Source organism: Enterobacter hormaechei subsp. xiangfangensis, from assembly GCF_001729785.1.
Taxonomy (GTDB): domain Bacteria; phylum Pseudomonadota; class Gammaproteobacteria; order Enterobacterales; family Enterobacteriaceae; genus Enterobacter; species Enterobacter hormaechei_C.
Map to the genome: position 1 here is coordinate 2,633,346 of NZ_CP017183.1, position 19,977 is coordinate 2,653,322.

General features: G+C 49.6%; 15 protein-coding genes and 5 pseudogenes. 2 read left to right on the forward strand and 18 right to left on the reverse strand.

The features are described from left to right. Positions 1 to 8: 8 nt before the first annotated feature. Both BFV63_RS23430 and BFV63_RS23070 read right to left on the reverse strand, forming a co-directional pair. A complete protein-coding gene (locus BFV63_RS23430; RefSeq protein ID WP_072048882.1) occupies positions 9 to 452 on the reverse strand; it encodes a hypothetical protein in 444 nt (147 codons plus the stop codon). After that, positions 447 to 1,184 (reverse strand): annotated as a pseudogene (locus tag BFV63_RS23070) (RHS repeat-associated core domain-containing protein); the annotation flags it as partial. The pseudogene BFV63_RS23070 and the gene BFV63_RS23430, both read right to left, overlap by 6 nt. Between BFV63_RS23070 and BFV63_RS12685 the strand changes: the two are divergent. Continuing rightward, positions 1,180 to 1,577 (forward strand): annotated as a pseudogene (locus BFV63_RS12685) (DUF933 domain-containing protein); the annotation flags it as partial. The pseudogenes BFV63_RS23070 and BFV63_RS12685 overlap by 5 nt on opposite strands. A 520-nt stretch (positions 1,578 to 2,097) precedes the next feature. On the opposite strand, the gene BFV63_RS12690 reads toward BFV63_RS12685, so the two are convergent. The 3 genes and pseudogenes from BFV63_RS12690 to BFV63_RS23595 all read right to left on the reverse strand — a co-directional run. Beyond that, complete coding sequence (locus tag BFV63_RS12690) at positions 2,098 to 2,616, reverse strand: hypothetical protein (RefSeq protein ID WP_022651381.1); 519 nt, start codon at positions 2,614 to 2,616, stop codon at positions 2,098 to 2,100. A 629-nt stretch (positions 2,617 to 3,245) separates the two neighbouring features. Next, entirely contained in the window at positions 3,246 to 4,034 is a 789-nt protein-coding gene (locus BFV63_RS12700) for a macro domain-containing protein (RefSeq protein WP_044704307.1), read from the reverse strand. 153 nt (positions 4,035 to 4,187) lie between these two features. Then, positions 4,188 to 4,346 (reverse strand): annotated as a pseudogene (locus BFV63_RS23595) (RHS repeat domain-containing protein); the annotation flags it as partial. Here BFV63_RS23595 and BFV63_RS12705 point away from each other — a divergent pair. After that, positions 4,333 to 4,740: pseudogene (locus tag BFV63_RS12705) on the forward strand (DUF933 domain-containing protein); the annotation flags it as partial. The pseudogenes BFV63_RS23595 and BFV63_RS12705 sit on opposite strands and share 14 nt — an antisense overlap. A 32-nt stretch (positions 4,741 to 4,772) precedes the next feature. On the opposite strand, the pseudogene comJ reads toward BFV63_RS12705, so the two are convergent. The 13 genes and pseudogenes from comJ to BFV63_RS12765 all read right to left on the reverse strand — a co-directional run. Next, positions 4,773 to 5,138 (reverse strand): annotated as a pseudogene (comJ, locus tag BFV63_RS23600) (competence protein ComJ); the annotation flags it as partial. A 281-nt stretch (positions 5,139 to 5,419) separates the two neighbouring features. Next, a complete protein-coding gene (locus tag BFV63_RS22660; protein ID WP_022651387.1) occupies positions 5,420 to 5,971 on the reverse strand; it encodes a hypothetical protein in 552 nt (183 codons plus the stop codon). A 71-nt stretch (positions 5,972 to 6,042) separates the two neighbouring features. Next, positions 6,043 to 6,519: a hypothetical protein gene (locus BFV63_RS12715; protein WP_032628402.1), complete on the reverse strand. Its 477-nt coding sequence runs from the start codon at positions 6,517 to 6,519 to the stop codon at positions 6,043 to 6,045. A gap of 1 nt (position 6,520) precedes the next feature. Then, positions 6,521 to 10,888: an RHS repeat-associated core domain-containing protein gene (locus tag BFV63_RS12720; RefSeq protein ID WP_225535800.1), complete on the reverse strand. Its 4,368-nt coding sequence runs from the start codon at positions 10,886 to 10,888 to the stop codon at positions 6,521 to 6,523. 3 nt (positions 10,889 to 10,891) lie between these two features. Next, positions 10,892 to 11,332 (reverse strand): DcrB-related protein, encoded by a 441-nt coding sequence (locus tag BFV63_RS12725; RefSeq protein WP_048240630.1) that lies wholly within the window; start codon positions 11,330 to 11,332, stop codon positions 10,892 to 10,894. A 208-nt stretch (positions 11,333 to 11,540) separates the two neighbouring features. Beyond that, positions 11,541 to 12,047: a hypothetical protein gene (locus BFV63_RS12730; protein ID WP_223831766.1), complete on the reverse strand. Its 507-nt coding sequence runs from the start codon at positions 12,045 to 12,047 to the stop codon at positions 11,541 to 11,543. Position 12,048: 1 nt separating this feature from the next. Beyond that, positions 12,049 to 14,631, reverse strand: coding sequence for a type VI secretion system Vgr family protein (locus tag BFV63_RS12735; RefSeq protein WP_048240628.1), 2,583 nt, complete (start codon positions 14,629 to 14,631; stop codon positions 12,049 to 12,051). 58 nt (positions 14,632 to 14,689) lie between these two features. Next, positions 14,690 to 15,127, reverse strand: coding sequence for a hypothetical protein (locus tag BFV63_RS12740; protein ID WP_225535802.1), 438 nt, complete (start codon positions 15,125 to 15,127; stop codon positions 14,690 to 14,692). Between the two features lie 363 nt (positions 15,128 to 15,490). Further along, entirely contained in the window at positions 15,491 to 16,561 is a 1,071-nt protein-coding gene (gene tri1, locus BFV63_RS12745) for an ADP-ribosylarginine hydrolase Tri1 (RefSeq protein WP_048240625.1), read from the reverse strand. 209 nt (positions 16,562 to 16,770) lie between these two features. Further along, positions 16,771 to 16,854: a hypothetical protein gene (locus BFV63_RS23505; protein ID WP_230246519.1), complete on the reverse strand. Its 84-nt coding sequence runs from the start codon at positions 16,852 to 16,854 to the stop codon at positions 16,771 to 16,773. 482 nt (positions 16,855 to 17,336) lie between these two features. Beyond that, the gene (locus BFV63_RS12755) at positions 17,337 to 18,410 is read right to left on the reverse strand and encodes a hypothetical protein (RefSeq protein ID WP_023314297.1); all 1,074 of its coding nucleotides are present in this window, start codon (positions 18,408 to 18,410) and stop codon (positions 17,337 to 17,339) included. Positions 18,411 to 18,424: 14 nt separating this feature from the next. Next, positions 18,425 to 18,871: a hypothetical protein gene (locus tag BFV63_RS12760; RefSeq protein ID WP_048240623.1), complete on the reverse strand. Its 447-nt coding sequence runs from the start codon at positions 18,869 to 18,871 to the stop codon at positions 18,425 to 18,427. Between the two features lie 24 nt (positions 18,872 to 18,895). After that, positions 18,896 to 19,966: a PAAR domain-containing protein gene (locus BFV63_RS12765; protein WP_048240621.1), complete on the reverse strand. Its 1,071-nt coding sequence runs from the start codon at positions 19,964 to 19,966 to the stop codon at positions 18,896 to 18,898. Positions 19,967 to 19,977 lie beyond the last annotated feature (11 nt).

The following is a 19,977-nucleotide window of genomic DNA, read 5'->3' on the forward strand; positions in this document are numbered from 1 at the left end:
CTTTCCACCTATAATTGCTTACATCGTTGTCTAGATTTTAGTGTTCTTTCTCTATCGATTAAGCGCCCACGCGTCGAGTTCTTAGTATTCCCTCTATGTCCTTGATCACCATGGACATGCTCATTGAACTTGTCGGGATGGTTATGATTTTTCAAGAATACAATGTTCCTCGGATCACCTTGCCATTTGGAACCAAGTGTACCATTGCCTTCTACCGAATTGATATGATGCCCGGTATAGCCTGCCCGGGACATCACAGAGGTTAGGCTCTTGTTGGGAGTCTTCAAAATTAAATCCCTCTCTTGCGCTGTCCAATTTCTTGTGCCAGCCCCACCATCCTGCAATAAGGCTTTTTCTTGCACCCATGCCCTAGAAATAGCAGAGCTTCTAGCTCCACCTTGAGCAGAAAGAGAATCATGTGGCCGGTAACGAATGAGATCGTCAGGAGTCAACCCCCACGGATCTGCCCACCCCAGCGCATTCGGCGCATACTGGTAAAGGTTTATCCCCCCCGCCAGCCCTATCGGGTCCTGCTGCGTAAACCTTCCGCAGTCCGGGTCATAATACCGGAACAGATTGTAGTGCAGCCCTGTCTCACGGTCCAGGTATTGCCCCTGCATCCGCAGGTTCTGAGAATATCCTGATACCTGCGTCTCGCTTTCCCGTAGCAGCTTGCCCCAGGCGCTGTTTACCCCTTCCCAGCGCACCTGTCCTTCGCTATCCGTCATCCGTTCCGGCGTGCCGTTCGGCTGACAGTGGAACCAGAAGATTTCCGGGGCATCAACGCCGTCGATACGTGCCAGCGGATCGTAGCTGTCCTGATCGCTGTAGACGTAGGTCAGCGGCACATCCCCGTGCACTTCCTGCAACAGCCGGAACCCTTCCCATACAAACCAGGTGGTGACTGGGTTACCGGTTGGCTGTCCGCCCACCATCTGGCGGCGCGTTTTGCTGATGCGTCGTCCGAGCGGGTCATAGCGGAAGCTGACCTGCGTCTGCGGCCTGTTGCGGTCCCGCGGCTGGCTGATGACCTCCGTCAGGCGATGCTCGCTGTCGTAGCGGTAGTGCCAGCGGGTCTGGCCGTTATCCTTCTCCACGGTGCGGCCGTGGATGTCATAGCGTCAGCGAATGCCGTTCAGCTGCGTCAGGCGGTTGTGCGTGACCTTCTCAGCAGACTCTTCAAGCGATAAAGGTTCTGTAGTGGTAGCGTTTTGGAACGCGGTTGAATCCGATATCGCTGAAATGAACGACGCCGATCGTGAAGATTTCATGGCCGAGCAGGGTCTGAACCGCGTGATCCGCGCGGGCCATGAGATGCTCAGCCTGCAAACCTACTTCACCGCGGGCGTAAAAGAAGTGCGTGGACCATCCCTGTGGGTGCGACTGCGCCTCAGGCGGCCGATAAAATCCACACCGATTTCGTGAAAGGCTTTATTCGTACACAGACTATCGTGTTTGAAGACTTTATCACCTACAAGGGAGAGCAAGGCGCGAAAGAAACAGGCAAGATGCGTGCGGAAGGCAAAGATTACATCATTAAAGATGGCGATGTGATGAACTTCTTGTTTAACCTTTGAGTTGTTTTTAATGGGAAAAATCCCCGCTTGGGCGTGGATTTTTTTTTTACATGGTAAAGAGAATGATGTCGGCAGTCGCAAATTTTAACGTCTGAAAAGGGTGCTGGTGTAAACGCTCTGCTGGTCAGGCAAGTCTCTCACCTTTAGCAGGTATACCCCCTTTGCGTACGCCAGTTTCAGGCACTCTTGTCGCTGTAATTTTAATGTTAAATGTGAATTTAGTACGAAGGTCCTGATCTAGACAACGCGTTACGCTTCATATCCCAAGAATAAAACCAATTATGCCAGCCATTTTGTATTACTGTAAAATTACATACAACAACCACTTTCTTTGACTGGTTTAATGTTAGGTAATAGAAAATAGCACTTTCAGGAGATGCAGACCAAAATAGTTTTTCACCCTGAGCGTTGAAGATGGTCAAAACGATTGGTAACGGCTTTGTCTCGCTTAACACAAACACAAATTGGCGTGTTGAATCGACCATTGCAATGTCTAAAAATGGTTTGCCGAAAATATATTTTATCCTTTAGCGATCAAAACGCTTCTATGATCAGTTTCATTTTTTATCCAGAACATTTCATCTTGAGGTAACGATCCATTACTGCAAAAATCAACAAGTTCACCTTGCCAACCATCAGGAACATATTCTTGATAATGCATACTCTCAACATATTCCGAATATAATCTTTTATTATCAAAGTCTATAAATAAATCCGGCATAAGTTCATATATATCCCACCAAATTGTTTTTTGCGAAAGCCTTTTATAAAACTCCTCAGCAATGTCATCCTTATCGTATGAATAACCATCGTTAATTAAACCTTCAATGAATATCTGCGCGTTTTCTTCATTTACAACTGGTATGTCATATCTTTCCTTATGGGTATTCTGTAGGTTTATTTCCACCCCACTTTTCACAAAATCCTCTACCCATTTTACTCTGTCTAAGACCCACATTTCCTTGAACGCAACGAACCAATAAAATCTTCCTTCATACTTAACTATCACAAGGAGTTCGTCATCTTTATTGATATTCATATAGTAACCTATCTTACATTCCCGGAGCCTGGAATCGCTACTTCTTCAAGCCATTCTGCCCATATTGATGGTAATTCACACGACCTACCTGGCGTTGTCGGATCCACGCGTAATGTTTGATTTTTTTATAGAGTAACGAACTTATCCCTTTTGCGCAGATAGAACTCTAGATATTTTTTAGGTCTATCCTGAAACGCACGCTCTTTGCTGTAGTTATAAGCATCGTTAAAATATTTATACGCTTCCTCGAATTGATTTAACTCATAACAGACCATGCCGAGATCGATTAAGGGTGCAGTGTCTATATCCGATCCACGTGTCCGTAATGTCGTTTTTCCCCATTTGTTTTCCTCAGCATAATCCGCAAGATCAAAACATGCGCTGTACATGCAGGCAGCGATCCAGTTGGCGAGTTCCCATTCGAGCTTTGGCTCAGGAAGCGCTTGCCAGGCTTTTTGGTTTTGCTCTAAAGCCTCGGCGTATTTTTGGTTGTCGTGAAACTCGTTCCCTTGATCAATAGTATATTGTTATAGATATTATAATACTTAAGATCATGTCCTTTTAAATAAAAAACTTTGCCTAAGAAACCGCCAAAAACACCATAATCTATGGTTAAATTTTATTTAAAATTATAAAGTTATTACATTGCAATCAATCATTTTATAGCAAATATTTTTTAGTATTAAGGACTCTATAACATTCCAATCACCACCACCGAGGCCAGCTCCTATCCTTGGCATTTGTATAGAAAGGCGATTAACTAAAGCAAAGTCAGATAATTTTTCAAGACAAACTTTCAGAGAGTCATAACATACGTATTGTTTTTTGTCGTTGATATTTTTCTTTATACCATCCTGCGCATACATATTCGCAATAAATATCTTCTCCTGAGCATCAACCATAACAAAATCAACCACCCCTAATTCTGGGAAGTTATTTTCTTTGAAGCAACTAAGATAGCTTTTTTTTGCCGCAGGATATTTATTTGAAAGGGACAGAACAAAACCTTTACCCCACTTCCCTTTATTATTCACAATATGAGCAATAACTGTGGATTTTTTCAAAGGTTCCACAGCATCTCCAGACAAGTATTTTATTCGCTTTTTTTCTTGCAATGAACCCGTTGATGTTTGCCAGAAAACTTCAAATTCCTCATTTGAAATTTCTTCGGCGTCACTTAAGTTCAGGTCGCTTTTCTTACCATCATACAGCAGGAAGCCAACTTTTTCTTTTTTATCTAGCAAAGAGGAAGAAGCATAATAATTTCCATCTATAATATTTATTTGTCGCGTGGCTACTTCTCCTATGAACTCATTGAGAATAGTCCCTTCACCTGCAATAAAATCAACACTTCCTTTATAATATTTTTTCACCTCAACCACAACTCCTCCCACTTTTAACAATTCTTTTAGAGACAACGAGATCTTTTGTGTTTAAGATCAAAAATGTATTTTTCCGGGGTTCAATTACATCTAAGCCAGTTACATCTAATTTTACCTGTAACGCTTGATGATAACCCAAAGGATCACCTCTATATTGATTGACTGTTGGGAATGTCACAATGTATGAGGGTAACGGAAGCTGACCTGCGTCCGCGGCCTGTTACGGTCCCGCAGCTGGCTGATGACCTCCGTCAGGTGATGTTCACCGTCATAACGGTAGTGCCAGCGAATGACGTTCAGCTGCGTCAGACGGTTGTGCGTGACCTTCTCAGCAGAGTCTTCAAGCGGTAAAGGTTCTGTAGAGGTAGCGGTTTACGCCGCGGTTGAATCTGATATCGCTGAAATCATCGACGGCGACCATAAAGAGTTCATGGCCGAGCGGGGGCTGAACCGCGTGATCCGCGCGGGCTATGAGCTGCTCAGCCTGCAAACCTACTTCACCGCGGGCGTGAAAGAAGTGAACGCGTGAATCATCCCTGTCGGTGCGACTGCGCCTCACGCGGCCGGTAAGATCCACACCGACTTTGAGAAGGGCTTCATTCGTGCGCAGACTATCGCGTTTTAAGACTTTATCACCTGCAAGGGTGAGCAAGGCGCGAAAGAAGCAGGCAAGATGCGTACGGAAGGGAAAGATTACTTCGTTAACGAGGTTCATGTGGTGAACTTCTTGTTTAACGTATGATTTTTTTTCATTCGATTTAGTTATTATTAACTTTAAAAAAAACCCTCTTTTAGAGGATTGTATTTTTTCCCTCCCCAAGGGTCGTCTAATAAAAACTTAGCAGGGATTGCTTCTTTTTCAGGCACAAGAGTAAAATTATAATAAATCTCGTCCCCTTCACAAACCTCATAAAAGAGCGAATAAATCTTGCCGGTTACGTTAATGCTTACATCAAATTTCTCTGTCGCAGATGCGATCTGGATCTTATTTTTATCCGTAATAAAAAATGGAACAACAATGCAGCGTTGTGCATTTTGATCTAATTTAAAAGCATTATCTATTTTGATATTGACGTTTGCTCCAAATGCGTCCTCTGGTAATGGATCGAATACAACATAATCCTTATGTAAAACAGCGCCTTGAGAAACATTACCTTTTCCCTACTGACTCAGCTTTTCGTCATAGTCTCTGGATCGTAACAATATTTGACTATGTGAAATTAGCAGATCTACTGTTTGCATGATCTTATCACTCATTATATTCCCTAGACTTTTATTCTTGTTCCATATGATTGTTATGGAAAAACATTACCAATACTCGAACCTGCACCAAAATTACTGCTTTTAGATATCAGTTATAAGTTGTGCCGTGCCGTTGGATTGGCAATGGACCCAGAAGATATATGAAGCATCAACACTATCTACACGCGCCAGCAAATCGTAGTTGTCCTGACCACTTTCGTCGACGTAGGTGAACAGCACATCCCCGTGCGCTTCCCCCAGTAGGCAGTCATTCCCAGACACACCGGGTGGTGATGGCTTGCCGGTTGGCTGTCCGCCCAGCTTCTGGCGTCGCGTTTTACTGATGCGGCGACCGAGCGGATCGTAGCGGAAGCTGACCTGCGTCTGCGGTTTGTTGCGGTTCCTCGGGTTTGGCCGTTATCCTTCTCTACAGTGCAAGCATGGGTATTATAACGCCAGCGAATATCATTCAGCTGCGCCAGGCGGTTGTGCGTAATGTTCTCAACAGAACCTTCGAGCGGGTTAGCGGCTGCATCCCAGACCCCCTGCTCCTCTCCGGCCAGCGTGCCGTCCTGAACCAGGAGACGCCCGGCACTGTCTGTCGTACTGCCAGCGGTACCATTTGAACGGGTTATCGTCCCGCTCTTCGCGCACCAAGTTATTGCGGTAGTAGTAATCCCAGCGGCGCTGCGACGGGCGCTGGGTATTTTACTTACGACAGTGGATGTCATGACTCCAGAAAATGCTTACCTAGGGTTTTAGGTAAAGTAAATAATCCGAGGGATCAACCCTAACCCACACTTCAGCGTTTTATTTTTTGTGGGTTCCAATCAGAGTAATCAGCAACACGGATTTCATTAAGAACAAGATCTAGTGGAACATGTGCAATGCTATCTGCAATTTCATCATATGGCGCTGGCAACTCGAATGAAAAACCAAAGTCGTCATTTATAATAATACAGCCATTAAATATACGCTGTTTGTAAGTCAACCCTATTATTTCCCCCATCGTTTGACCTGTTTGTAATATTTTATTATACCTCCCCTTATAGTTTACGTTACAACCAATAGAAATGATCGTTCCATCTTCAAGGGTAGCGATTGTCATTGTGTCATCTACAATATATGCAAGCCTTTTCTTATCATCAGGCAAGAAATAATCAAAGTAAGTTACCTTATAGCCAGCATATAACTCGCTTATGTACTTACTGATATTATCCCCCAAAAAAACGTTACCTAGTGCTCTTCCTGATAAAATATCAGCATTAAAATCAATCATTTTATACCCCCCCATTAAGTAAAACTCCGTCAACATAAACAGGTGAATCGGTTATTAAATCATAATTTTTAAACTCTCCATGACCAATTCTCCCATATACTACATCAGCACCATCAACTTCGCGATAAACTTTCCAGTAATCATTACCATGAATATTAGGTTGAGTTGGAGTCCCTCCGGGATGATAATCTAATTTGTACGTAGTACCTGATTTTGTTGTTTTGACATATTGAATATGTTGGATAGCTCCTGGTTTATTGGCTTGTGGATATGTTCTCGTCCAACCTTTGGATGTCAAAATATTATGAACATCAGCGGGTTTTTTCCCTGTTAATCTATCCACCCATCTTTGTGTTATACGATCTTTTTGAGAAAAACCACATTTTAACCCCCACGGATCCACCCACCCCAGCGCATTCGGCGCATACTGGTAAAGGTTTATCCCCCCCGCCAGCCCTATCGGGTCCTGCTGCGTAAACCTTCCGCAGTCCGGGTCATAATACCGGAACAGATTGTAGTGCAGCCCTGTCTCACGATCCAGGTATTGCCCCTGCATACGCAGGTTCTGGGAATATCCTGATACCTGCGTCTCGCTTTCCCGCAGCAGTTTGCCCCAGGCACTGTTCACCCCTTCCCAGCGCACCTGCCCTTCGCTATCCGTCATCCGCTCCGGTGTGCCGTTGGGCTGGCAGTGGAACCAGAAGATTTCCGGGGCATCAACGCCGTCAATACGTGCCAGCGGATCGTAGCTGTCCTGATCGCTGTAGACGTAGGTCAGCGGCACGTCCCCGTGCACCTCCTGCAACAGCCGGAACCCTTCCCAGACAAACCGCGTGGTGACCGGCTTGCCGGTTGGCTGTCCGCCCAGCATCTGGCGGCGCGTTTTGCTGATGCGTCGCCCGAGCGGGTCATAGCGGAAGCTGACCTGCGTCTGCGGCCTGTTGCGGTCCCGCGGCTGGCTGATGACCTCCGTCAGGCGGTGCTCGCCGTCGTAGCGGTAGTGCCAGCGGGTCTGGCCGTTATCCTTCTCCACGGTGCGGCCGTGGATGTCATAGCGCCAGCGAATGCCGTTGAGGTGCGTCAGACGGTTGTGCGTGACCTTCTCAGCAGATCCTTCGAGCGGGTTACCGGCAGCATCCCAGCGCCACTGCTCCTGGCCGGGCAGCGTGCCGTCCTGAACCAGCAGACGTCCGGCGCTGTCGTACTGCCAGCGGTACCAGCTGAACGGGTTATCGTCCCGCTCTTCCCGCACCAGGTTATTGCGATAGTCGTAATCCCAGCGGCGGGACCAGCGGCGCGGCGACGGGCGCTGGGCATTGCCGGTAAAAACGTCCCGGCGGTGCAGTCGGCCGAGGCGGTCGTATTCGCTGCGGGTGGTCAGCAGCCCCTGCGTGCGGCTGGTCTCGCGGTGAAGCTCGTCGCGGGTAAAGTCGGAGACCGACAGCTTATCGAGGGCAATGCTGAGCAGATGCCCGCTGCCGTAGTAGAACTGTTTCAGCTCGCGGCCATCGGGCAGCGTGACGGAGGTGCGGTTGCCCAGCGCATCATATCCCCACGCCAGCTCACCATGCTCGCCCGCTTCGCGCGTGACGCGCCCGAGCGCGTCATACTCAAACACAAGCTCCTGCTCTGCCTCGGTGGTCCACACGTCGGCTGAAAGCGCAGGATGAAGCCCAATCCGGCTCAGAAGGCCGGACGGCGTGTAATGGTAGCGGGTCTGCCCTTCCGGCGTGGTGCGGGCGACCAGCTGGCCGCTCGCGCTCCAGGCAAAGGCATGGGTGATGGCCTCCGGATGACCGGCGGCAAAGGTGCGCGCAATCGTGCGCCCGCAGGCGTCATAGCGATACTGCGAGGCCACGCCATCAAACCCCACCTCTTCCAGCAGCAGCGAGTCTGGCCCCCAGCGGAACTGATACGCTTCGCCGTTCTCGTTTTCCAGGGCAATCAGACGCCCGCGGCTGTCCCAGCGGCGGCGCACCTCTTCACCCTGCGTATTTCGGGTGGCGGTTAAGCGCCCCGCTTCGTCGTATCTGAACTCGCTCTCTTTCCCGTCGGCGCCCGCATGCTTCACCGGCAGGCCACGTTCGTTCCATTTGAGCGATTCCGTCCAGCCTTCCGGGCGATCGAGCTGCACCGGACGCCCTGCGGCGTCGTAGCGGTAGCGAGTCTCTTCACCGTCGGCGGCTGTCTCAGCCACCAGCCAGCCCAGCGGATGATAACGGTATTGTGTCACACGGCCCGAACAGTCCGTCGCACGCACCATCTGCCCGGCCTCGTTGTACTCCTGGTAGCGGCTGTTCCCGGCGGCATCGACTTCTTCCACAACCTGACCAAACTCGTCCCGACGCAGCAGCGTGGTCTGCCCCATCGGGTCCACCACGCGCTTCAGCCCGTGATGTTCGTCGTACCAGAACCGGGTGGCGCTGCCGTCAGCTTCGATAATGGCCGCGGGAAGCGCGCGGTGCTCCAGCCAGGTGGTGGTGCGGGTGTTGCCGTCGGCGTCGATCTCCTGCACCCGGTTGCCCATGTCGTCATAGACGAAGGTAACGGCATTACCCAGCGGATCGATGCGACGCGTTAGGAGTTCGTTGTCATCCCACTCGTAGCGCCAGTTCTCACCGCTCTCGTCAACGTAGCGAACAATGAGGTTTTGCGCGTTCCAGTAATGCTTTCGCGTCTGACCGTCGTAGTGTTCGACGGTCGTCAGCCCGGCGGCTAGATCATAGGTTAAGCGACAGCCGTCGCCGGTGCTGGTGCGGTTTTCCACCACGCGCCAGTGGTCGAATTTTTGCCAGCGGTATTCGCTCTCCAGCCCCCCCGGCAAGCGGTGCCAGACCATCAGGCCGTGGTCGTTGTAACGGTATTCACGCGTCACCACGCCGGAGGCATCCGTCGCGCTCGCCAGCTGGCCGCGCGCATCGTACCCCCACTGCATCAGCGGCCAGGTTTTGTTGCCGTCGAGATGGCTGGCTGCGGTAACACGCTGCGGGAAACGTTCATCGTCATAGCGCAGGGTGACATCGATCGCTCGCGGCTCGTCGTGAAGACCGATCAGCCTGCCGTGCTCGTCCCATTCCGTCAGCAACGCGTTGCCGTATTCGTCGCTGAGGGAGGCCAGGCGCATGATGGCTGGGTTAGCGCGGGTCGGTTTATACAGACGCCACACCGCGCCGTCATCGTCGGCTATCGCCACGTCGCCGCTCTCATTGCGGCGGATAATGATGCCTTCGCTAATGCTGTAAAACGCGCGGTCGACCGGCGGCAGTTCAAAGCTCAGCTCGCGCCCGGTTTCATCGAACCAGGTGGCATTGTTTTCTTCCAGCGTCAGATAGCTGTCAAAGGTGGTAGCCCAGCCCAGACCAAACAGCCCTTCGCGGATGGTCAGGCTGTTGTAGCTGCGCTGCCAGCGCAGCGGAAAGCGCCCCGGCAGCGAGAAATCGAGTTCATCGTCGTCGTTCAGCACCTTCACGCCGGTAGCGGCGTGAACCGGGTGCGAGGAGCCGAACACGGCGTTGACGGCCATATCAGCCAGCATCCCGCCACCGGCAGCAGCCAGCGCGCAGGGCATGTTTTTCAGGATCTTGCCCGGACGCCCGCGCAGGAGGGAGAGCGCAATCATCCCCAACGCCAGACCCGGCGTTTTACCGCTTTTGATATCGCGGACCGTGAGGGTGTCGCCGCCGATGATCACGTTCGGGGAGACGTCGTCGGAAACGGTGCCTTCGCAGGTGGTGCGATCTTTCGCACGCACCGCGGGCTGCCCGTTGATAAAGACGCTTTTGGAGCCTTCCGCCAGATACTGTGGCCCGGAGTGTTTATCACACGCCACCTTGTCTTCTTCCAGCGGCGAGGTCCCTGCGGCGGCTGAGGCAACGCTCGGCTGCCACATTTCGCTGCCAAACTGTCCGGCAGCGGAGAGCAGCATACCCGCGTAGTCGGCAAAGCTGCCCGGCGACTGCGGCTCAGGGGACGGGGTATCGGCAGGCGTTAACGTCCCGGCGGCGCGTGCAGCGGGAAGTTTATTTGTCAGAACATTGCTCGAACCGGTGGTGATTTTACCCGCAGGCGACGGCGGGAAAAGCGCATTGCCTAATCCTTCAGCGGCGTTGCTGATATCGTCGGTGATCCCGGCGACGTTCGCCAGAACCCCACCAATAATGCCGCTCAACAGACAGCTGGATCCAATCGCCGCCACGCCTGCTGCTGCGGCCCCGGCTCCGAGCAGTGGGGCCGCGACGGTCGCTGCCGCGCCCACCGCCGCGCCAATCACCGCATAGGCGGCACCTTCCGCCACAATGCTGGTAATATCAGCAAAAATGCTGGAGTGAATAATCTCGTCGCCCTTACGGGCCGCGTTGTTATCGCTCATGCCTTACACATTCCGGTTGTCGTTTAGCGTCAGACTCTGCTTCAGTGCGCTCCAGCGCGCCTCGTCCTCTTCCGTAAAGGCTTTTAAGGCCGAGAGGGTAAAAATCATCAGTACCGGTTTGCCTGGCGTCTGCACGGCCAGCTGTTTTTGCCACAGGCGCTGGCCGTTACGGTCAAAGGTGGTCTCAACTTCTAACCCATCAATGTTGCCGGCAGGCCCGGCTTTTACGTGCTGAAATTCGCTCTGGGCGATCTCCCCCATCTGAGGGCGCAGCACGTCCCACTGGCGGTGAAACTCTTGTTCGTAGTTGCTGCCGTCCGGGATAACGCCGCGACTGACCACCACGGACAGCCCGCTTTCGTCATCGCGAATGATGTTCATGCTGTTGTCCTGCCAGGCGGCAGGAAAAAGGGTAAAGGAACCTTCCTGGAGGGTGTATTTCATAAGTGAACTCGGGATGATTTATTAGAAAAATAAAATTAAAAGCGCTAAAATTTATACCGCCAATATTAATTACTGCTTAGCGACTCAGAGAAATATGATCATTAGAACGTTAGCACTTTCTTTTTTTCCGCAAAAACTTTAGGGGCAGCGATATTATTAGCCGTTTGATAATTATCTTCTTTCACAGCCCGTAAAATTGCCTCGCAACTTATTGTTCGTAGCGTGACATAACTACCCTGCCCAGGCATTCCTGATTCAGAACTGGAAAGCTAAATGCCCATGCCAGCCCGCGTTCATCGGTAGGGGTGCGATATCCAACTGATTGTCCCGGCGTGTTTCCGCGAGGGATATTAGACAATTTCAGATCCGGAAAATGAGATTTGACTTGATCAAGAGTAATACATGGTTGATTAACTACGAAAGAAACCAAAGATACGCTGTTATCACCATTTCCCCATAAACGAACATCCACATTACTGATCCGTGTGCCATCAGTTAACGTAAAGGGAGCTGAAGTATAACGGTCTTCTTTCTCCTGTGTATTATTAATCAGCGGTTGGTTAAACAGTTTACTGACATCCTCAACTTGTTTACCCCACACTGATTTCATTTCTTTAATCATTTGCCACAACGAATCTTGATTCATTTTATTATGCCCTGCATAGGTAAATATTGAAAATAGTGGAAGAACAATGAGGAATGTAGCTTTAATCATCCTACTTTCCATAGAATCCTCCATAGTAATCATTATAATTTAGATTAGTCCCTGAGGCTATTTCGCCTTTACCATACACTTTTCCTATTGCTTTGGCTGCATCAATGCGAGATAACTCACCACTTACCATTTTATCATAGGCAGAATTATATGCTTTTAGGTTTTCGGCACTTCCCGCTATATCAATATCAATACCGCCGTTTGCAAGGATCTCGCGTTGTATTTTAATGTTATTCAGCGTTGCTCCACCTTCATCCATAAGCTGGCTGTTGATGAAGCTTTCCTTACTCGAAGAATCTACCGCAACAGGATAAGTTGCATGCCCTGCCTCATGTGCCAGAGTTTGCACCGTTGTGGCTGTATCTTCCATGTGTTCAGGGTCCATGACAATCAATTTGTTATTCGTATCAGCGTAACTCCCCCCTCCTGCTGCTCCCGGCTGAATAGCCCACCCTTTATCTTTTAGATCTTTTAATTGTGTCTGAAGCGTTGGTGACTTATTGATTTCCTTAACTACATCTTCACTGAAGGGCATCACATCAGAGTTGTAGGAATTATTTTGATAGACGTAACTCCCTTTTAATGGTGGCGCTGATGCAAATTTTGTTGTTGGTTTTGGTCTGGTTGCTGCTGGCGCTGAAGCTGCGGGAGCCGGATTCTTAGCACTTTTATTCGGAGAAAACTTCTCCTGCACCGCCGCATCAATATCCCCTTTATGCCCCGATCCCGGCGCCGTTGTGCCCGGCTTGGTGCCCGACGTATTCAGATGCAGCTTACCGCCTGTGGTGATATACCCATCCCCTTCCACAAAGAAGTTAAACTCTTTGCCGATCAGGTTAATTTTGCCGTTAGCGTTAAGCTCAATAGCACTCTCGCCCGAGACCAGCCGCAGCTTCGTCCCGGAAGCAATGACGTACTGCTCCACCGCTGCATCCAGCTTGCCTTTACCCGTCAGGATCTCGGTTCCGCCTTTCACGGCCTGGATCTGATTAGCCTCCACGCGATGCAGCTCATTTTTCTTCACGTAATGGCTGCGCGCGCCGCCAACGGTGTGCGTTTCATCATTTTTAACGCTGGTGTCCATGTTGCGTTCGGCCTGGATCCACACCTGCTCTGCGCCCGCCTTGTCCTCAAAGCGCAGGGCGTTGGCGTTGTCCACGGAACCGTCTTTTGTCCGGCTCATAAAGCCCATCTGCGTCGCCGCAGCCGGCAGCGCCCACGGCGGCATGCTCGCGTCGTTGTACACGCGACCAGTAATGATCGGACGGTCCGGGTCGCCGTTGATAAAGTCCACCACCACCTCATCGCCGACGCGCGGGATTTGCACCCCGCCGTAGCCCTGGCCCGCCCACGCGCTCGACACACGCACCCAGCAGGAGCTGGTGTCATCGCCCTTCGCCAGACGGTCCCAGTGGAACTTCACCTTCACGCGACCGTATTTGTCCGTCCAGATACTCTCCCCCTGCGGCCCCACCACTTTCGCCGTCTGCGGGCCGTAGGTGCGCGGCCACGCCGTGGACTGTGCCGGACGGTAGGACACCGACGCCGGAATGACCGTGAAATCGGTGCGGTGAATGGTTTCCCCCTCACCGCTCGCGTAGCGGTTCTCCTCGAAATGGTAGCCCGCCGCCGTCACCAGATACTCGCCGTTGTCGCTGAAGAACGGCGCGTTGGTCAGGGTGAAGATGTGGCCCGGCGCAATGCCCGCCGCCGTGGCGGTGGCCTGAATCTGCTGATGCTCAACCTGCCAGCGCTCCTGACGGATGCGGGCGTAGAACTCCGCATGGCCTGTCTCCACAAAGCGACCCGGCCAGTCGTACACGTCGATGCTGCCCGGTTTCGGTGACGCCGGGTTCTGCTGCGCCTGGAACAGCCACGCGTTCGGCTTGCGGAAGTCATAGTCGTCGAGGCTGTAAATCCCCGGCGTGACGCTGTCCTCCAGCGCCCACTGGCTGATGCCCTCTTCATCCGTACTGCCGCCGGACGGCGTCTGATGGTAAGGAATGACCTCATAGCCGCTGAACGGCTGATGCTGCGTCGCGGCGTCGGTCAGCACCAGGGTGTGCTTGTCCGCCTCATGGCGGAAGTAGTACGCAATCCCCTCCAGCTCCATCAGGCGGCTGATGAAGTCCAGGCTCGACTCCTGATACTGCACGCAGTAGTCCCACACCCGGTAGCTGCCGGTGAGTTTGTCTTCGAGGTTAACCTGATGCTCACCCAGCAGGGTTTTGACAATCTGCGGTACCGTCTGGCCCTGGAAGATACGCAGGTTGCGGTCGCGCTTCATCGGCCACAGGTCCGGCTCCACCGTCAGCTGGTACACCGCATAGCGGGTGCCCGTCAGCTCAACGGCGCTGACCGCCACCCGGGTAATCTTGCCGTTTATATAGCGGGGCGTCAGCAGGCTTTGCGTCGGGATGGTCACCGTGACCGGCTGGCCCAGCAGCTTAGTGCGGTCAATGCGCGAGTCCGTGCCGAGCACGGTCAGCGTCAGCGCGAACGACTCGGACATCGCCTCGCGGCCGGAGAGTTTCCAGAAAAGCAGCCCCTCAACCGGGAGCTGAACGGTAATTCGGTTGAGCATAATCTTTATTCCACTATGGACTAATCTCGGTGTTCATTGAGATATTTTTTTATCGTGCTTATTTAAGCCATAAACCTGAAAACATAAGGACGCTACCCAGGGAAACTACGCTTTTAGCAACGATAAGTAAGCCAGGCGCAATGACGCGTGTTATAGACGATACTGCTTCATAATTTTCAGCATTGTATTTTTTGTGCCCCCTTATAATCCCGGAAAAGATCGTGCAGAGCAGCACAACGGTAATTTTTAGTCCCCATACGCACAGCAAAGACATGGAAAAGATAATCGAATAGTGTTTCGCCGTTGCGACGGAGAATAATGACATTGACAGAGCTAACCATTTCAACGTAAAACCAATAACAACCGTAGCCACTAGCACCAGAACGAACATCAACCCAGCAAGGAGCCATTGTTTTTTACTGAATAAGTCTTTTCCATTCCAGATAAGCGCTAGTGTCCACATCATAAAGAGAATAAAGAAAAGCCATTGAATCATAACGTACCACATTTATACATGTTGTTCTCCAGGCATTGTCGTGTCGTCATCTCACTTCGCATCACACTCCTTTTCCAAACCAAATACCATAAAACAACAAGATACAGCTTAACGCGGCGATAGAGTTTGCTACCAGGCGTAATATTTGGCCCGAACTGTTGATTGATTATACGGATGACACCATTAGTTCAACCCAGCTTAATATAATTTTTTATCCACAAACCATGGTAACCACATCTTCTCTCCTGAAAGAATCCGTATTTTAAAATGTTTGACACGCAGCGATGTTTTTAGCTAACAAAACATTAGGTACAGACAAAGAAAGAGGCACGGTACAATACCCGTGCCAGATGACTAATATAATTATAAAAAATTATCCTCTGGAGCTCTATCGAACAGTTCACCAGCCATTTTGGCGATACGTTCGTGCTGTACGAGTTTGTTTTTCCACTCCTGCGGAATACCGGAATAACCATATAATGCCCCCGCGATTTGTCCCGCCGTCGCTGCAACGCTGTCAGCATCATCGGCAAGGTTAGCTGCCAGTAGAATGGCATCGCGGAAATTATCCGTATTCCATACGGACCACATCGCGGCCTCAAGCGTATCAATAACGTAACCACTTGAACGAACCTGGTCGCGAGTTTTTTGCTTATACTCACCCGCGTTTATGATCATTACACGCGCGCACAGTGGGAAAACATGAGGCGAAAAAGCTTCTTCTTTTTGATAACCGTTGATTAAATAGTGCAATACCAATCCGAGAAATTGGCATGCGTTAATTGATTCTACCGCGCCATGCGTTGCTCGACTCTGAGCCTGTGATTCGAAGTAAATCGCACGCAGTGATTTTCGACGAAAGATAGACACCGGTGCTTGACGAATAACCCCAGCATTACCAGCAGTGTGTTTCTCTGTATTACCATACCAGGAAGGTCCGAGACGCATATACTGTTCAAGCGCGAACCGCGTCGTATTGCCGATATCGAAGCACCGACCATTACTGCTATTTTCTCCGTCAAGATACCATTTCAGGAGATATTTTCTAAGCACATCGGTGTGCATTCTGTTTTCTGAAAGATAAGTCTCTGCCAGACATAATGCCATGGACGTATCATCTGTCCATTCACCAGGTTTTAATTGAAAAGGCCCGCCACCAATCATATCTGCTACATGTTCACTGTCTCTTTTCTTAAACTCAAGAGTGGTGCCGACGGCGTCCCCAACAGCCAATCCCACAAACGCCCCAAGCGCTTTATCACGTGAAACATCTTCAGTCGTGACTAAAGGTAATGTTACATCCCATGGGAGAGATGAATTCGACGCATCTATACTATTGCTTCTTAATCCATTACGGACATCAATTGGCATATAACATTGATAACGATCGGCATAATGATTGATTACTGAGTCTTTACTGTGAAGATCTTGCATCACACACCCTTTAAATAGAGCAACAGGGGGGGTCATATGACAGACCATTATTCATCTTTTCTCTTACCAAAAAATCTTTGATTAATTTGAAGAAGGGAGATTGTAATCAAACACTGCGCATCACTTGCGATATCTTTTTTGCCTTTTTAAGTATTCTACGCCTTGCTCATGAGGAAGAATAATCTTAAATCCTTGTCCCATTTGCGAAGCTATATACCTAGCATTGGACAATGCTGAGAAATTTCGTCATCAGTAGTATCAAACTCTTTGGACGCAAGCACTCCGAGATTCAATGTGTGTAATTTACTTTTATATTTTTCAACACCAATGAGAATAGATTTAATATAATCTTACTGATTCTTCTCCATAACATATAAAGAAATGTAGGATATTGCTCTAATCGACTATTAATTGCATCAATAGCATCATTGATATAATCCAGCGCGGTATAATTTTCTTTACTCATGATCCAACTTAAATATATCCTTTTCACTTGAAAGAATCTTTGAAAGCGTGCTCTGGCGTAACCACTGCCGCCGTGGTGGTGTGAATTTTCTGATGCCCGACTTACTTGCCTGCGCTCCTGACGGATATCGGTATAGCAATCCCTCCAGCGCCATCAGACGGCTGATGAAGTCCAGGCTCGACTCCTGATAGTGACGGTTTATGGTGGAGATGATATTGACAGGGCAGGGAAACCGACAAAGTCACCGATCATCTAAAAAAAGAAAAGCTACGCGTACGCTTGAATTTGTCCTGAATATCGAGTCAAAGATTAGACATTTTCTATATGGAATGTTGACAGGATGATTTCGAGGCAGCGTTTATTCGCCTCGAAGTGGTAATCATGATAGTTACGGTGTCTGCCAATCAGTTCTGCATAGCACCAGACTTTGCCCACGCTAAAAATATAGCACTGGTAAACAGCGCGCATTTCTTCCTCTGCGCTGAACATTTCCCCCCGGCAAGTCCACAGTGTTTTTCCGAGGGATGGATTAAACTCATTTGGAATAGTAGCAAGTGCTTCAGTCTTAAGCGTAACGGCAGGTTCTCGATCGTGAAACCGTTTAATCGAAACGCTAAAAACATCCTGCGCGGTAAACAACATCTCCTGCGAAAAAAAGCAAAGATTAATGACACCGTAGTTAATGCCATCAAACGAGTGCTCGACCACCAGGCGCGTTTCTGTAAGGGGATTCACCTGCCAGGATTCCGGTACTTTAAATCCACTGCTGTTTTTAGCACTGAGGTTCACGGTCTTAAGCAGTTCAGCCAGAACCAAGTTACTACGATGCAGTAAATCCCAGTTCACTACAGTAAAGTAAATATCATTCGCCAGCGCAGGGTAGTCGCGAGCGGCACAGGCCGCTTTAATCAGGAAATAATTTCCGCCTCCTTCTTGCGGATTGTAATCTTTCTGTACGGTATAACGTGAAATGACCTCGTCGCCGGACGAGTGCGTTTTGAGAGTTAACACATCTGCAAAAAGACCACTACCGGAAGGATGAGCAATCAAGCGCTGATTCAACACTTTCTCGCCCATCAGTTCCAGTTTATTAAACAGCCAATCAGAGGGATTCATCTCCCACTGACAGCGTTCATAAGCGGCCCAAACTTCCATATAGGGTTGCGCATCATCGGTGGCATAGCGACCCAAGTTAGTCAAGCCGACCTCAGGAAGGTGCTGCGGGGTCAGTTCAGCTGGCTTAACACGATTTGGCAAAATCACCCAGTACTGAAGCATTTTTTTATCAGCAGAGGTATACAGGCATTTCCAGTAGTTCGCCTTAATCTCTTCATTGCTTGCGGTTGAGACGATGGGAAAAGCATAATTATTACCAGTGTTCATAAAACCTCTTCAACTCAGACAGTGCTGCCAAACCAGATACCATAGAACATTAAGATACAGCCTAACGAGGCTAGACACTTTACTACCAGGCGTAATTTTGCCCCATACTTACCAGATAGTGATAATAATTTTGTATAGTTTGCTGCAGTGTTATAGCGCTTGTGATATCGCATAATAATATCGAAAATATTATTCAACATCACGACAAAAAACTTCGACAGAAGCACTGCCATAAAGGAAGCTGGTATTATTACTGATAATGACCGTGCAGTTTCTCTGGTAAGCAACGGGATGAACTTAGAAAAGCCAACCAAAACAATGACCAATACAAATGCACCAATCAGTACTGAAATGAATTTTATTCCAAAGCCACGCCATTCTTCTTTTGTATACAGATCTTTTCCATTCCAGATATAGATCAAAGTGATTAAAATAAAAATCGTTAAGCCAGCCCATTTCATTATTTCATTGTCCTCTCACATCCCTTAATCGCCTATCAAAACAGTAACACACCCGGTAATAATTGTCCCATCCCCGCTTTCTGTCAGAACAGAGGTGACGGCTGGCTCATCCTCTTCGCCATACAAATAGTCAAAGAAATCCAGTATAGGCTTGAATGCCACTTTTAGACTTGCATCACCCTTAAGCCCTACAAGCCCTGCAGCCCCACCAGTCACCCTGACGTTAACGGAATAATCTCTAGTGTCCCAGAAAGCGCTTCCACCTCCCGCGAGACCAGCAGACCCAAAGCTACCGTCGATTTTTGCTTCTCCGGAAACGATGCCCAGAATATCAAGGTTACCCGAAACTTCGCCTTTCACTCCTTTCGCTTCCGCACCGGCGTCAGCAGTCAAACCATACTTCCCATCATTGCCGGTATAAACTTCTAATACGGCTTTAGCTTCTGCTGTACCAATAGTTACATCCCCTGATACTCCACCATACAACGTTCCTTCTTTACCCGCAGCAACCGAACCACCGTATTGCTCACCTGTCGCAGCGGCATTCGCATTCAAGCCATAAATATCGTTGCCGCCACCATACAGAGACCCCGTCGCATTGGCGACGGCGAGTTTATTACGCATTTCTGCCCGTAGCAGATCCTTACTTTTCATATTCCCAATTGTAATATCCGCCAACGCAAAACCAGCTGAAGCGGTATCAAAATCACCGTTGAGGTTTTTATCTTCGAGGCTGGCGTACGCACCCAGAACACGAGCATCAAAATGTTCGCCGTGCATCATCCCATCTTCGCCGGCATTTTTCGCCAGCGTGCCCCCCCAATATTGAGGTGCTGCTGCTTTCGGTATGGCAGGTGCCGGTGAGCCGCTAACATCACACTTCGTCTTGTCTCCTTGACGTGCAAGTGGCATACCGTTAACGAAGACAGTACCGGAGCCCCCCACAATAATACCGCTGCCGTGCGTCGAGCAGGATAACGTATCACCCTTTCGAGCGGCGGGAAAACCACCGATGATGACGTCCGGGCTTCCCGACTGTATTGGCCCCGAATGTGCGCTGACATCTATGGTCGCTCTGGCGGCAGGCTGTCCCATGTTCAAAAATC